This is a genomic window from Mesorhizobium sp. M0166, from assembly GCF_040322255.1.
Classification (GTDB): Bacteria; Pseudomonadota; Alphaproteobacteria; order Rhizobiales; family Rhizobiaceae; genus Mesorhizobium.
Genome location: NZ_JAMYTD010000053.1, coordinates 1 through 13,706, shown reverse-complemented (window position 1 = coordinate 13,706; position 13,706 = coordinate 1). Strand labels below are relative to the sequence as shown.

The window sequence follows — 13,706 nt, the reverse complement described above, 5'->3', positions numbered from 1 at the left end:
CAAGTGCCATCAGTTACTGGCACCCACTTCACCAGTCAGTCGGAAATGGCCAGCTTGCTCAAGATCATCGGATTGTTTCAGGCGGCGAATGCAGACGTGGCGGTAACCCAGGAGAACATCCCGAACTCGGAATATATGGCCAAGGTGTCTTCGGCCGTGCTGGCCGGCGGGCGTCCCGATACAGCCATGGTGATCGCCGAGCGCTTCGCCGATCTTACCGCGATGGAGGGATTGATCGATCTTACCGAGCGCGTGAATGGGTGGGAAGGCAAGGCGAACTTTCCCGACAACCGCTGGACCGGGCTTTCCAGCAATGGCGCCATTTATGCGGTTCCCGCCTTCGCCTTCGTTGACTGGATGTACTACCGCGCAGACTATTTCGAGGAAGCTGGACTGGCGAGGCCACCCCGAAATTTCGACGAATTCCTGCAGGCATCCCGCAAGCTGACGAATCCTTCGAAGGGCAGGTATGCCTTCGGCATGCGCGCCGGCGCCGGCGGTTTCAAATATGTCATCGACGTCATGGAGGCGTTCGGCTCGCCGATCGTCAAGGACGGGCAGCCGGCCATCGACAGGGCCGCGGCGATCGAAGCGATAACGTTCTATTCCGATCTCTTCCTGAGGGAAAAGGTCGTGCCGCCGAGCGCGCCCCACGACAGCTACCGTCAGATCATGGAGGCGTTCCGCACCGGGCAGACTGCCATGGTGTGGCATCATACCGGTTCGCTGAACGAAATCTCGAGTGCGATGAAGCAGGGCGAACAATTCTCGACTGCGCCGATGCCGGCCGGTCCGAAGGCGCATGTCGCTCGCGTCGCGTACGCCGGCAACGGCGTCATGAAGGAAGACAATATCGAAGCTGCCTGGCGGTGGGTGAGTTTCTGGGGCCAAACGGACGCTGCCCTGGCCCTGCTCGAGGGGACCGGCTATTTTCCGGCTTCCGCCGCTGCGCTGCAGGATCAGCGGATCACCGGCAATCCGATCTATAGTGCGGCGACGGAGACGCTCAAGTTCGGACGCCTGCCGAACAATTTCGTCGGCGCAGCGGGCTGGTCCGAAAATGTCGTCAATCCCGCTTTCCAGTCGGTGCTGACGGCTCAGTCGACGCCGGAACAGGCAGTGGACCGCATGATCCAGGGCCTGGAGGCGGCGCTCCGCTGATCCCCGGACCTGCAGCTGTGCTCAGGACGATGCTTTCGCATCGCAGATTCATGAAAATAAGCTCGAGCAGATATCTGCCTTTGCGGGCGCTCGGCGAACTGTCCGAGACCCGATACTGGATGTATTTGCTGCTCCTTCCCAGCCTCGCCCTCATCCTTCTCGTGATCGCCTATCCAACACTTTACGGCATGGCCATCAGCTTTCTCGAGATGCGTCTGACGCGTCCCGGGTTGGACGGCTGGGTGGGCTTCAAACATTATGTAGCGATGTGGTCAGATCCGGTCTTCTGGATCGCACTGAAGAACACAGTCGTGTGGGTCGCGGCCGCGGTCGCGCTGGAACTGTCGCTTGGTCTTCTCGCCGCGACAGCTCTCAACAGGGATTTGCCGGGCACGAAAATCTTCGCCGTGCTCATCCTGCTTCCCTACTTCCTGCCCAACGTCGTGGCGGGCCATATGTGGGCCTTGCTGCTCGATCCGAGGCTCGGAGTCATCAACGATCTCCTTGTCCGGATAGGCATCCTGCAGTCCTACAGGGCATGGTTTGCTGATCCCAACACCGCACTTGCGGCGACCATTCTCGTCGAGGCCTGGCATGGGTTTCCATTCTTCGCGCTGCTGCTGCTCGCGGGCCTGAAGGGTATTCCCGAGGACCTCTACAGGGCAGCGGCGGTCGACGGCGCAGGCGTAGCGGCGCAGCTCCGGCTGATCACCTTGCCCATGCTCAAGACCGTCATCGCGGCGGCAGTGATCCTGCGCGTCATCGGTCTGGTCAATTCGCCCGATCTGCTCCTCATTCTCACTGGCGGCGGACCCGGAGATGCCACGCAGGTGCTGTCGTTGTATGCCTTTCAGACCGCCTACAAGGAATTTAATTTCGGCTACGCATCCGCCCTGTCGGTGGTGATGTTCGTGACCCTGATGATCTTCGCGGCCGGGTATATCCGCGTCTCCAGGATTTCCAAAGGACAGGGCGATGTTTGAAAGCAAGCGTCACCGGCGGATGATCGCGAACATCGCCACCTACATCGTGCTCGCAAGCCTGACGGTGTTCTGCATCGGTCCGATGATCTGGATGTTCCTGACATCCCTCAAATACGAGGCCGACATTGTCACCCAGACGATGCAGTACCTCCCGAGCCGCGTCACCTTCGACAATTATGTCGCCATCTGGACGCAGTCAGGGTTCCCACGGTTTATAGGCAACAGCCTCGTCGTCACCTTCCTGACGGTGACGATTTGCGTCGTCACAGGCACGCTTGCCGCCTATGCATTTTCTCGCTTCGCGTTTCGAGGCCGGGATCAGCTCATGCTCGGCTATCTCGTCGTTCGCATGTTCCCGGCAGTCATGATGATCATTCCCCTTTATGTCGTTATGCGCGGTGTGGGGCTCGTGGACAGCCGTTTCGGCCTGGCGCTTGCCTATACGAGCTTCCTGCTGCCGCTGTTCGTATGGATGCTCAAGGGGTTCTTCGATTCCGCACCTAAGGAACTCGAGAGCGCGGCACGCATCGACGGCTCGACAAGGCTTGGCGCCATGGTCCGTATCGTCATGCCCCTTGCGCGGAACGGCCTGGTCGCAAGTTCTGTGTTCATTGCCATCGCGGCCTGGAACGAGTTCCTGTTTGCGCTGATGCTGACGACCGGGCAGGGGTCTCGCACCTGGCCCGTGGGCCTGCAACTGATGGTCGGAGAGTTCCAGCTTCCTTGGGGCGTTCTGGCGGCAGGCGGCATTCTCAGCATCATCCCGGTCATCGTGCTCTTCGCGATCGTCCAGCGAACCATGGTCCAGGGGCTGACCGCAGGCGCCATCAAAGGTTAGGAGTACTCGCATGGCGACACTTTCCATCAGGGACGTGCGCAAGTCCTATGGCTCCGTACAGGTTCTTCACGGGGTCGACATCGAGCTCGAGGACGGAGGCTTTCTGGTTCTGCTCGGGCCGTCCGGATGCGGCAAGTCGACCCTGCTCAATATGATTGCCGGTCTCGACGACACGTCCGGCGGTGACATCCTGATCGGGGGACGCTCGGTCCTCGACCTTGCGCCCAAGGACCGCAATATCGCGATGGTGTTCCAATCCTACGCGCTTTATCCCACCATGTCGGTCGCGAGGAATATCGGCTTCGGATTGGAAATGCGTGGCGTGGGCGCCGACCAACGCAAGCGCGCCGTGGAAGATGCCGCGCGAATGTTGCAAATCTCCCATCTGCTCGACCGACGCCCCGCCAATCTTTCGGGTGGACAGCGGCAGCGCGTTGCGATGGGCCGCGCGATCGTGCGCGACCCGGAGCTGTTCCTCTTCGATGAGCCGCTGTCCAATCTCGATGCCAAGCTCCGCGTGGAAATGCGTACGGAGATCAAGCGCCTGCACGAGCGTCTCGGCACGAGTATCGTCTATGTCACGCATGATCAGATCGAGGCGATGACGCTGGGCACCAAGGTGGCCGTCATGAAAGGCGGCTACATCCAGCAATTGGGCGACCCGCGCACCATCTATGAACGGCCCGCCAATATGTTCGTGGCAAGTTTCATCGGATCTCCGGCAATGAACTTCTTTGCCGGACGACTGGTCCCGGTTTCGGAAGGTGTCCGGTTTCAAGCGAGCGGAGTATCGATCGTGTTGCCGACGCGGAACCGGCAGGTGGACTCTGAGCGACCTGTGGTGCTGGGCATACGGCCTGAAGAGCTGAGAACCGTTCCGCAAAATCGAGCTTCGATCATGGGCCAGATCGATGTGGTAGAGCCTACCGGGCCTGAAACCATGGTGACGGTGCAGGTCGGCGAGCACGCGATCATCGCGCGCCTGCCGCCGAGGTTTGCCGGCCGGCGCAAAGAGCCAATATGTCTTGCCGTGGATCCAGCGAGCGTCAACCTGTTCGATCCGGATAGCGGACAGCGCATCGACATTTAGGGCGTGGATACCAGCGGCTGGAGGTAGTTGCGCACGGTCCCGCGACGTCGAGCGAATGCGGACCGCTAGCGGTCAAGCTGCGCTGACCGGCATCCCGGCATGGTAGTCAGCAGGCCTTGGCGATCAGTTTTTCCAGGCAATCGGCAGCCTCGGTCCCCGGCACGCCGAGATCTCTGACACTGTCCATGTGGTTGCGGTTCGGGAGCACATGCGACGTTACCAGCGATCTCTGCCGCAGCAAGCTTGCTTTGAATCGATCGGCTTGCTGATGGAAGGGTGGCGTCTCGTTGGCTCCGACCAGAACCGTCGTCCTGGTTTGAGGATCATGCCGATAGGCAAGAGGTGTAAACATGGCGACTTCCTCGTCGGTTATTCCAATTTCGTTGGCGAGAAAGGAATCCTGGAGCGGCTTCAAATCGTAAAGCCCGCTCAACAGAAGTGCTGCCCTCACACTCGAAGGGGCATGCTCGCCGTTGAACAGAAACGTTGAAAGATGGGCTCCGGCCGAATGACCACTGACGGTCAGGGCCGCCGGGTTTCCGCCATGATGGGCGATGTTGGCCAGGACCCACTGCTTGGCGCGGCGCACCTGGTCAACGATCGTCGCCATTCGGACCTTGGGCATCAGCGCATAATCAAGGATGACGGCAATAGCCCCGGCCTGGGTAATCGTTGTCGCCACGTATGAATAGTCGCGCTTGGAGAACATTCTCCAGTAGCCGCCATGGACAAAGATGTGCACCGGAAGCGCCGTTCTTTTGCCCGCGGGAAAGAACAGGTCCATGGTCTCGGTCGGATCCGGTCCGTAGGCCACGTCAGCGGTCATCGCAATGGTGGCGCGGGCGGCCTCGCTGCGATCAACGAAGTCCTGCACGATTTCGTCAAAATCCGCGACGTGGTCGCGGATGCGAAAGGGATCGCCTTGCATTCTTCTGCTCACATGCTGATGGCGAGGTATTTCGCCTCCATGAATTCCGCAATGCCGTGATGCTGCCCTCCCTCGCGGCCAAGCCCGCTCTGCTTGACGCCGCCGAAGGGGGCTGCCGGATCGGACATCAGCCCGCGGTTGAGAGCGATCATCCCGGCCTCGATCCGGGAGGCCACCCGCATGCCGCGCGCCAGATCGCGCGTGTAGATGTAGGCAGCAAGCCCATATTCAGTGTCATTGGCGCGTGCGATGACCTCGGCCTCGGTTTCGAAGCTAGAGATTGGCGCCACCGGCCCGAATATCTCCTCATGCGCCATCTTTGCATCGCCCGGCACGTCGCGAAGCACTGTCGGAGGATAGAAGAAACCACGTCCGGACAGGACTGAGCCACCGCACAAGACCCTCGCGCCGCGTGCGACCGCGTCGATGACAAGTCGGTCTATCTTTTCGACAGCCTTTTTCGTGATCATAGGCCCGCATTCCGTGTCCGGGTCGGTGCCGACGCCGACCTTGAGCGACGACATCCGCTTCTGGAGGCCCTCGGAGAAGGCTTCGTAGATGCCAGATTGCACGTAGAGGCGGTTTGCGGCCGTGCAGGCCTCACCGGCGTTGCGCATCTTGGCCACCATTGCGCCATCGAGCGCCGCTTCGAGATCGGCGTCGTCGAACACAATGAAGGGTGCGTTGCCGCCGAGTTCCATGGAACACGAGACCACATGCCTGGCAGCCTCTGCCAGCAGAGCGCGACCCACACCCGTCGAACCGGTGAAGGAGAGTTTGCGCACCCGCGGATCGGCCAGCATGGCGGCTGTCAAAGGCCCGGGACTGGAGGTTGTTAGGACGTTGACCACCCCCGGTGGAACGCCTGCGTCCTGGTAGAGCGCGGCCAGCGCGTAGGCGGTAAGCGGGGTCTCACTGGCCGGCTTCAGGATCACCGTGCATCCAGCGGCAAGTGCCGGCGCGATCTTGCGCGTCGCCATCGCGGCTGGAAAATTCCAGGGCGTGATCAGGACGCATATGCCGATCGGTTCGTAGTCGACCACAATGCGGTTGGTGCCGGAAGGCGCAGTACCGAACTCACCGGTAATGCGAACGGCCTCCTCGGCATTCCAACGGAAAAATTCCGCGGCGTAAGCGATCTCGCCTCGGGCATCCCGCAGGGCCTTGCCGTTTTCCAGTGCGATGAGAGTAGCCAGAGCTTCCGATCGTTCCGTCATCAGTTCGAAGCAGCGTCGGAGGATCTCGGAGCGCTTTCGCGGCGACGTTGTCCGCCAGCCATGGGCCGCCTTGGCAGCGGCGGCAACAGCGGCGGCCGCGTCCTTCAAGGTCGCATCCGGTACGGCAGCGATGATGGCTTCCGTCGAAGGATCAATGACCGGAATTACCCTGCCATCCGCGGATTGCCTCCATTGGCCGTCAATATACAGCCCGTGCGAAATTGTGTGGAAGTCGCTGACGCCCTGATCATCCGACAGAACCTGTGAAAACGTGTTCATCTCGATATTCCCGATTGTTTTACATGACGCAGCTGGCGAGGTCGCCATCAAAGGCGGCCTGGACCAGGCTTCGCATGGACCTCAAATCGAATGGCCGCGGATTGTTCTTGATGAGGCGCTCGATGCCGATCGCTTGTTCCGCCGTCCAATCGAGCTTGTCGGCAGGCAGTCCCAGCTCGGCCAACGAGGGAGTGATCCCGATTGCCCCAAATAGCCGACTGACCTCCCCAATGCACGCGTCGGCCAACTCTTCGGGCGTCCGGCCTTTCCCATTGAGGCAGAGCGCGTTGCCGATCTCGGCCATCTCGGTCGCTGCGGCTGTTCTGTTGTACTTCATGACGTATGGCAGCATGGTGGCGACACCCAATCCGTGAGGGGTGTGGGTTATCGCGCCAACCGGGTATTGCACGGCGTGCGCTGCCGCCGTGCCGGCCGTTCCGAATGCGCAGCCGGCTGCGAGTGCACCCATCATGACGTCGGCCCGGGCGTCCTCGTCGGAGGGCCGGCGGTATGCCGTTTCGAGGCTTCGGCCAAGCAGCTTGATCGCCAGCAGGGCGAAGTGATCGGTCAAAGCGGTTTTGCCGATAAAGACATGTTGTTGCGGAAGGCCGGGATCGGTCCCGCGCCTGACGGCGGTGAAGGCCTCGATTGCATGCGTCAGCGCATCGGCGCCCGCGATCGCGGTCAATGCCGGCGGGCATGTCATCGTCAACTCAGGGTCGCAGATGGCCGCGGCCGCGATCAGATACGGGCTGGAGATGCCGACCTTCAGCGTGCGATCCGGATCGGAGATCACGGCGACCGGGGTCACTTCAGAGCCGGTGCCGGCGGTCGTCGGCACCGCGATCAGCGGCAGCGTCGGGCCGGGCACCTTGAACTCGCCGTAGTAATCCTGGAGCTGACCGCCGTGACTGATGAGCAACGCGGCGCATTTGGCCATGTCGAGACAACTGCCGCCGCCAATGCCGATCACCATGTCGGGCGCGAACTTCCGCACTTCCTCGACGCAGACGGCAACGGTATCCCGGGGGACGTCGGGCAGCACACGGTCATGCACCAGTACGTCTATCGAGGTGGCTCGCAGTGCCGCGACGATCTCTCCGAACGGGCCGGTTGCTGCAAAACGTTCATCGGTGCAGACGAGTGCGCGACGTCCGAGCCTGGCCGCGACAACCGGAATGACGTGGCGTTGGCCCTTCCCGAAGAGGATTTCGCGCGGCAGCCTTAGGGCAGCGAAAAGGCTCATGACGTGCACCCTGTGATGAGGTCTGGACTGGAATGCGAGATGGCGTTCAACTCGGCCCAAAGGCCGGTTTCGATGTAAAACCCGTCCTGCAGCGCGGTTGCGTATCGACGTGTCGAACCATTGCCCGTAACGCTGGCGGTCCGTTCAGCAGGTGAGGAAGCACGGGCTGTCAGGGCGGCACGCTGTTCGAGCAGCGCCACTGCAAGTGCCATTACTTTGTCTCGAAACAGCCTCAAATTATATCCTCTATAAAATCGTATAGGATATAGGATTGCATTAACGGGAGCATCATGTTAGCAACTCAACGTGTCAAGAGACAAAACATGCAGGCCATGAACTTACCCAGTCTAGACGAAGCGAGCCTCGCCGGCGGGCGTATTCAGCGCTCCAGCAGCCTGGTTGAGGATGTCTACGAAGCAATTTTCGCGCAACTCATGTCGCTGAAAATTGCGCCGGGCTCGCGCATTACGGTCGACAGCCTGGTCAAGGAATTCAACGTCTCCCACACGCCAATCCGCGAGGCGCTCGGCCGGCTCGAAGGCGAAGGCCTGGTGCTGAAGACGCATCTGATCGGTTACCGCGCTGCGCCGCAGATTACGAAACGACGGTTCGACGAACTCTACGAGCTTCGCCTGCTGCTCGAGCCTCCCGGTGCAGCCAAGGCAGCGGTGCTCATGGACGAGGTAAAGCTCGCACAGCTTCAGAAATCGGCCGGCGTCATGGCGCGCCGTGAGGGCAAGGACGAGCGCCTGCGGTATTCCAACTTCGCCCGCCAGGATGCCATTTTCCATGACAAGGTCATGGAATCTGCCAACAACGAACTCGTGCGCGAGACACTGGCGCACCAGCATACCCACTTCCACATATTCCGCCTGATGTTCCATTCGCGCGTCACCGAGGAGGCGCTTGACGAGCATGAGGCAATTCTGGCCGCTCTCGCTGCGGCCGATCCCGCCGCTGCCGAGCAGGCGATGCGTCGCCATATCGAGCATTCCCGCGACCGTTTGTTGTTAGCGTTCGACTGAGACTGTCCCGATGTCCCCGTACCCGCCGTCGACGGTCACCACGCAGACCAGTGCCAACGAATACTACTTCCCCGATTCACCCCTCTAGAAACTCAAACCTACCGGGCGAGTACAGGTCTCGCGCGGCCGTTGTCACAGGAAAGGGAGTACCATGCCAGGCAAAAAGATCCTGATGCTGACCGGTGAATTCACCGAGGAATACGAAATCTTCGTCTACCAGCAGGCGATGGAAGCGGTGGGCCACACTGTTCATGTCGTGTGCCCAGACAAAAGCGCCGGAGACCTGATCAAAACATCGCTGCACGATTTCGAGGGCGATCAGACCTACACCGAAAAGCTCGGCCACTATGCGCTGATCAACAAGACCTTCTCCGACGCTGAGCAGCAGCTGGATCAATACCACGCCGTTTACTGCGCGGGCGGTCGTGGCCCCGAATACATCCGCACCGACAAGCGCGTGCAGGCGATGGTGCGCCACTTCCACGAAACCAAGAAGCCGATTTTCACGATCTGCCACGGCGTGCAGATCCTGATTGCGGTCGACGGCGTCGTGCGCGGCAAGAAGGTCGGCGCGCTGGCGGCGTGCGAGCCCGAAGTGACGCTTGCGGGCGGCACCTATATCGATCTGTCTCCAACGGAGGCATATGTGGACGGGACGATGGTTTCGGCAAAAGGCTGGACAGCGCTTGCAGCGTTCATCCGCGAATGCCTAAAGGTGCTGGGAACGGAAATCCGCCACGCTTAGACCTTCTTCCGACGCATCTCAAACGGGTGCGTCGGTTCCCTTCTGGAAGGGAAACTTGTCACCGCCAGTTCGGCCCGGATCATAAAACGCCCGCACCACGCTGAGTTTGCCTCACAAGGACAGAGGTCTTTCGTTATGCATTGATGCTCGTTTCATCAAATCCCGTAAGCGAACGCATCAGTGTTTCCCTTGCTGAAGCCAGATGCGCTCGGCAGGCCACCTCAATCCGAGTGGAGTTGCGGCTCTCAAGCGCATCGATATAAGCAATGTGTTCGTGGATTGCGGCAAGGTTGCGCTGCTTTTCGTCCTGCTTGTTCCACTGATAGTGGTAGTGAAAAATGAACGTGATGATGTCGTAGAAATCATCGATGAAGCGGTTCGGCAACGCCTCGTTTATGAGCCGGTGAAACCGGTTGTCCAGGCCGGAGAAGTCGTGAAAGCGGCCTTCAATTCGCTCCAGCAGCTCGGTATGCGCCATCCTGAGCGCGGCGAGTTTCGACCATAGCGGAGAACCGTCCGGCTGCAGTGAAAACAGTTGTGCCGAACGCAGTTCGAACATCACCCGGATCTCGAAGAGCTCAAGTGCAAAGTCTTCGGTGAAACCCTTGAAAAGCCAGCCTGTATTCGGCCTTTTCTCGATCAGTCCAAACCGGCTGAAGCGGATCAGGAATTCGCGAATTCCATTGGTCGCAACGCCGAATTGGCGCGCAAGCTCGAGCTCATTGATGCTGGTTCCGGGCCTGGTGTCACCCCGCAGCATCCACTCCATGAACTGTTGTTCGACATGCTTGGCGCGAGGCGTGGTTTCGGCGTCCGGATAGTAGTCGTTGTCGCTGACCGGGCGGCCCGTCGACCTGAGGCCGTTATGCTCGCTGACAAGTTCGCGGTGAACCAGTTCCCGCAAAACCTTTCTGACGGTTGTGCGGCTGACGCACATTCGCCGTCTAAGCTCATTTTCGGAAGGAAGTTCACCGGCCAGTTGCCCGTCGCGCAGCATATTTGCAGCTCGATTGAAGGCCTTCTTGTAGACGGTGTCGGTTCTCATCGGATTTTCCCTTGGAACAATACCTTGTCCTTTTTAGCATGAATTTTATCCATAAAAAACAACTTGACCCGACCCGGCTGGTTGTTTTTTATCGATAAGAAGAGGACCTGAGCACGAATTGAAATTTTGACGACGCGGGTCGCGCGAGCCGCGGCGGGGAGGGGAAATTTGCCTGAAACGGGAAACACCGGCACGACTGTCGGCGAAGCCGCGTTGCCAGCATCCAGGAAGCCAGAAGCCGTCCCCGGCCTTGCGCTTGGCCTGATGCTGCTGAGCGCTGGTCCGGTCGTCATCCTGGTTCTGCTGATCGCCGTTCTCAGCTTTCTGTCGCCCTATTTCCTGACGGGACGCAATCTCAGCAACATCCTTGCCCAGACGGCCGTCATCTCGGTTGTCGCGATGGGCCAGCATCTGGTCATCCTGACGCGCGGCATCGATCTCTCCGTCGGCTCGAACCTTGCACTCGCTTCCGTCGTCGGCGCGCTGAGCTTTCATGCCGGCGCGCCCGCCATCCTTGTGATCGCCGTAATGGTTGGCTGCGGTGCCGCGGTCGGCGCCATCAACGGGCTTTTCTACGTCTTCGGCCGGCTGCCGCATCCTTTCATCATCACGCTGGCGACGTTGAGCATCGCCAAGGGGCTGGCGCTGCAACTGGCCGACGGGCGCGCCATTCCTGGCATGCCGGATTCGATCGATGCGCTTGGCCGCGACGCGGTCTGGGGTCTGCCTGGATCGGTGTTCGTCGTTGCCGGCGTTGCCGCGGTTCTTTTCATCATGGCTAAAACCATGGTCTGGGGGCGCTGGATCTATGCCGTCGGCGGCCGGCCCGACGCCGCATTGCGCATGGGTATTCCCGTGTCGTGGGTCCTGGTTTCGGTCTATGTCATCTCAGGGCTGTGCGCCGGCATCGGTTCCGTCATACTTGCAGGCCGTACCGACGCCGGTTCGCCGCTGTTCGGCAATCTGCTGGAACTGGATACGATCGCGGCGGTGATCATTGGCGGCGCCAGTTTTCTTGGCGGTCGCGGCCACCTCGGCCATGCCTTGATCGGCGCCATCATGATCGGCGTTATCCGCAACGCGCTCAACCTGCTCAACGTCAACGTCTTTTTCCAGCTCATCGTCATCGGCGTGGTTATCCTCATAGCGGTCGAGTCCGACGTGCTGCGCAATTACCTCGAAGGGCGAGTGCGTGTCTTGCAAGCCGGGAGGCAGTCATGAGCGCCGTTGCGGCCAATGCCGATCATGCGGTCAGCACGGACAATCCCGTGCTGGCGGTACGCGGTGCTACCAAGCGTTTCGGTTCGGTTCTGGCGCTGGACGATGTCAGCATCGAGGTGCAGCGAGGCGAGATCGTCGGCCTGCTCGGCGACAATGGCGCGGGCAAATCGACGCTAACCAAATGCATCAGCGGGGTGCACCAACTCGATGCCGGCGCGATCTTTTTGGACGGTGCGCCAACGCAGATACGCTCCCCTGCGGATGCGCGCTTCGCCGGCATCGAGACCGTCTATCAGGATCTGGCGCTGTTCGACAATCTGACACCGGGACAGAACTTCTTTGCCGGTCGCGAGTTAGCTGGCCCACATTGGCTTCCGCGCGGCCTGCAATTTCTGCAGCAGCGCCGGATGGACGCCGAGACCCGCGCTCTGCTGGCAAACCTCAAGGTTACGTTGCCGCGCCTGGATGCCGTCGTCGCCATGATGTCTGGCGGTCAAAGGCAAGCGATCGCCGTGGCCCGCTCGACGGTGTTTGCCCGCAAGGTTGTCATTCTGGATGAGCCTACCGCCGCGCTCGGCCTGCGTGAATCACGCCAGGTGCTCAATCTGGTCGCTGCGCTCCGCGACCAGGGCAATGCCGTCATCCTGATCACTCACAACATGGAACATGTCGTCGAGCTCGCCGATCGCGCGGTGGTGCTTCGCCAGGGCCGCAGGGTCGGCGAACTGGTGCCGACCAAGGGCAACAAACAGGAACTGGTTTCCATGATCGTTGGAGCCTGACCCGTTCGAAATTTGGGGACCTTTCCGGTCCGCAAATGCCTGAAGCGTCTCCCGCCGGGAGGCGTCTCAATCCAAGGGAGGAATACAATGCCAATGAACCGAAAACTGTTCGCAGGGCTGGCGATCGCCGTTGCGTTTTCCGTGCCGGCTTCGGCCGCAGACAAGATCAAGGTCGGCCTGATTACGAAATTCCCGGTGCCGTTCTACTCGACCATGGAGGACGCCGCCAAGAAATACGCGGCCGCTCATCCGGAGATCGAACTGATCACCGGCCAGGGCCAGGCGGCTACCGACATTGAAGGCCAGATCGCCCTGATCGAATCCATGATCACGCAAGGCGTCAAGGGGCTTGCAATCACGCCGGTCGACCCGACGGTCGCGCCAGCGCTCGACAAGGCGGTGGCCGCCGGCATCAAGGTGGTTCTCGTCGACAACAGCATCCCCAACTGGAAAGGCCAGACGGCGTTGGTATCGACCAACAATCTCAATGGCGGCAAGATCGCCGGAGAATACCTGAAGACGGTGCTCAAGAGCGGTGACAAGATCGGTATTCTGCAAGGCGTTCCCGGCGTGCCGGCTCTGGATGACCGGGTCACCGGCATGATGGAGGGACTGGGTGACGTCAAGGTCGAGGTCGTCGGCAAGGGTGCAACCAACTGCACGCTGGAACTTGGCACGTCAGTGACCGAAGACATCCTGACCGCCAATCCTGATCTCAAGGCAATCTACGCGGCCTGCGGACCGCCGATCCCTGGAGCTGTCAAGTCGATCAGCAATGCAGGCATTGCCAACGACAACCTCATAGTGGTCGGCTTTGACGCCTGCTGCGGTGAGATCGAAGCGATTAAGTCGGGGGCGGAGGACGCCAGCGTAGCTCAATTTCCCGCAAAAATGGGCGAGCTTGGCATCGACACTGTCGTCAAGGCCATCCGTGGGGAACCCGTCGAGGCCAATGTGGATACCGGCGCCGGGCTGGTGACGCTGCAGAACGTGAAGGATTTCGAGTGATCCACCAGCGGTGGGGCGGGGGGGGGCCGCCGCCCCCCAGCGCTGGGCGGCCGCCACCATAGGAAAGGGGGGTTTTAAGCTCTAGAGCACCCCCACCAAAAAATCGGAGGCGCCGGCGCCCCCGCCCGGGGGGTTGGT

General features: G+C 60.6%; 13 protein-coding genes. 9 read left to right on the top strand and 4 right to left on the bottom strand.

Annotated features, from left to right (window positions below; genetic code table 11):
• Nucleotides 1-54 precede the first annotated feature (54 nt).
• The 4 genes from NKJ46_RS31280 (at nucleotide 55) to NKJ46_RS31265 (ending at nucleotide 4,072) form a co-directional block, all read left to right on the top strand.
• Nucleotides 55-1,161 carry an ABC transporter substrate-binding protein gene (locus NKJ46_RS31280; RefSeq protein ID WP_352670701.1) on the top strand — a complete coding sequence of 369 codons (1,107 nt, stop codon included), beginning with the start codon at nucleotides 55-57 and terminating at the stop codon, nucleotides 1,159-1,161.
• Between the two features lie 80 nt (nucleotides 1,162-1,241).
• Complete coding sequence (locus tag NKJ46_RS31275; protein ID WP_352670698.1) at nucleotides 1,242-2,144, top strand: carbohydrate ABC transporter permease; 903 nt, start codon at nucleotides 1,242-1,244, stop codon at nucleotides 2,142-2,144.
• Nucleotides 2,137-2,982, top strand: coding sequence for a carbohydrate ABC transporter permease (locus NKJ46_RS31270; RefSeq protein WP_352670695.1), 846 nt, complete (start codon nucleotides 2,137-2,139; stop codon nucleotides 2,980-2,982). Before NKJ46_RS31275 ends, NKJ46_RS31270 begins: the two co-directional genes overlap by 8 nt.
• A 10-nt stretch (nucleotides 2,983-2,992) precedes the next feature.
• Nucleotides 2,993-4,072 (top strand): ABC transporter ATP-binding protein, encoded by a 1,080-nt coding sequence (locus NKJ46_RS31265; RefSeq protein ID WP_352670692.1) that lies wholly within the window; start codon nucleotides 2,993-2,995, stop codon nucleotides 4,070-4,072.
• 106 nt (nucleotides 4,073-4,178) lie between these two features.
• Here NKJ46_RS31265 and NKJ46_RS31260 read toward each other — a convergent pair whose 3' ends face one another.
• The 3 genes from NKJ46_RS31260 to NKJ46_RS31250 are packed head-to-tail and all read right to left on the bottom strand — an operon-like array spanning nucleotide 4,179 to nucleotide 7,742.
• The gene (locus NKJ46_RS31260) at nucleotides 4,179-5,000 is read right to left on the bottom strand and encodes an alpha/beta hydrolase (protein ID WP_352670690.1); all 822 of its coding nucleotides are present in this window, start codon (nucleotides 4,998-5,000) and stop codon (nucleotides 4,179-4,181) included.
• Nucleotides 5,001-5,008: 8 nt separating this feature from the next.
• On the bottom strand, nucleotides 5,009-6,496 hold the full coding sequence (locus NKJ46_RS31255) for an NAD-dependent succinate-semialdehyde dehydrogenase (RefSeq protein ID WP_352670687.1): 1,488 nt from the start codon (nucleotides 6,494-6,496) through the stop codon (nucleotides 5,009-5,011).
• Between the two features lie 19 nt (nucleotides 6,497-6,515).
• Nucleotides 6,516-7,742 (bottom strand): iron-containing alcohol dehydrogenase, encoded by a 1,227-nt coding sequence (locus NKJ46_RS31250; protein ID WP_352670685.1) that lies wholly within the window; start codon nucleotides 7,740-7,742, stop codon nucleotides 6,516-6,518.
• Nucleotides 7,743-8,065: 323 nt separating this feature from the next.
• Between NKJ46_RS31250 and NKJ46_RS31245 the strand changes: the two genes are divergently transcribed.
• A complete protein-coding gene (locus NKJ46_RS31245; RefSeq protein WP_352670682.1) occupies nucleotides 8,066-8,767 on the top strand; it encodes a GntR family transcriptional regulator in 702 nt (233 codons plus the stop codon).
• 151 nt (nucleotides 8,768-8,918) lie between these two features.
• Nucleotides 8,919-9,512 carry a DJ-1/PfpI family protein gene (locus NKJ46_RS31240; RefSeq protein WP_352670677.1) on the top strand — a complete coding sequence of 198 codons (594 nt, stop codon included), beginning with the start codon at nucleotides 8,919-8,921 and terminating at the stop codon, nucleotides 9,510-9,512.
• A 133-nt stretch (nucleotides 9,513-9,645) separates the two neighbouring features.
• Here the strand turns inward: NKJ46_RS31240 and NKJ46_RS31235 are convergent, their stop codons facing one another.
• Nucleotides 9,646-10,557: a GntR family transcriptional regulator gene (locus NKJ46_RS31235; RefSeq protein ID WP_352670675.1), complete on the bottom strand. Its 912-nt coding sequence runs from the start codon at nucleotides 10,555-10,557 to the stop codon at nucleotides 9,646-9,648.
• A gap of 168 nt (nucleotides 10,558-10,725) precedes the next feature.
• Between NKJ46_RS31235 and NKJ46_RS31230 the strand changes: the two genes are divergently transcribed.
• The 3 genes from NKJ46_RS31230 to NKJ46_RS31220 all read left to right on the top strand — a co-directional run bounded on the left by NKJ46_RS31230 (nucleotide 10,726) and on the right by NKJ46_RS31220 (nucleotide 13,568).
• Nucleotides 10,726-11,778, top strand: coding sequence for an ABC transporter permease (locus NKJ46_RS31230; RefSeq protein ID WP_352670673.1), 1,053 nt, complete (start codon nucleotides 10,726-10,728; stop codon nucleotides 11,776-11,778).
• A complete protein-coding gene (locus NKJ46_RS31225) occupies nucleotides 11,775-12,560 on the top strand; it encodes an ATP-binding cassette domain-containing protein (protein WP_352670671.1) in 786 nt (261 codons plus the stop codon). The genes NKJ46_RS31230 and NKJ46_RS31225 overlap by 4 nt, the downstream gene beginning before the upstream one ends.
• Nucleotides 12,561-12,653: 93 nt before the next feature.
• Complete coding sequence (locus NKJ46_RS31220; RefSeq protein WP_352670668.1) at nucleotides 12,654-13,568, top strand: sugar ABC transporter substrate-binding protein; 915 nt, start codon at nucleotides 12,654-12,656, stop codon at nucleotides 13,566-13,568.
• Nucleotides 13,569-13,706: the final 138 nt, after the last annotated feature.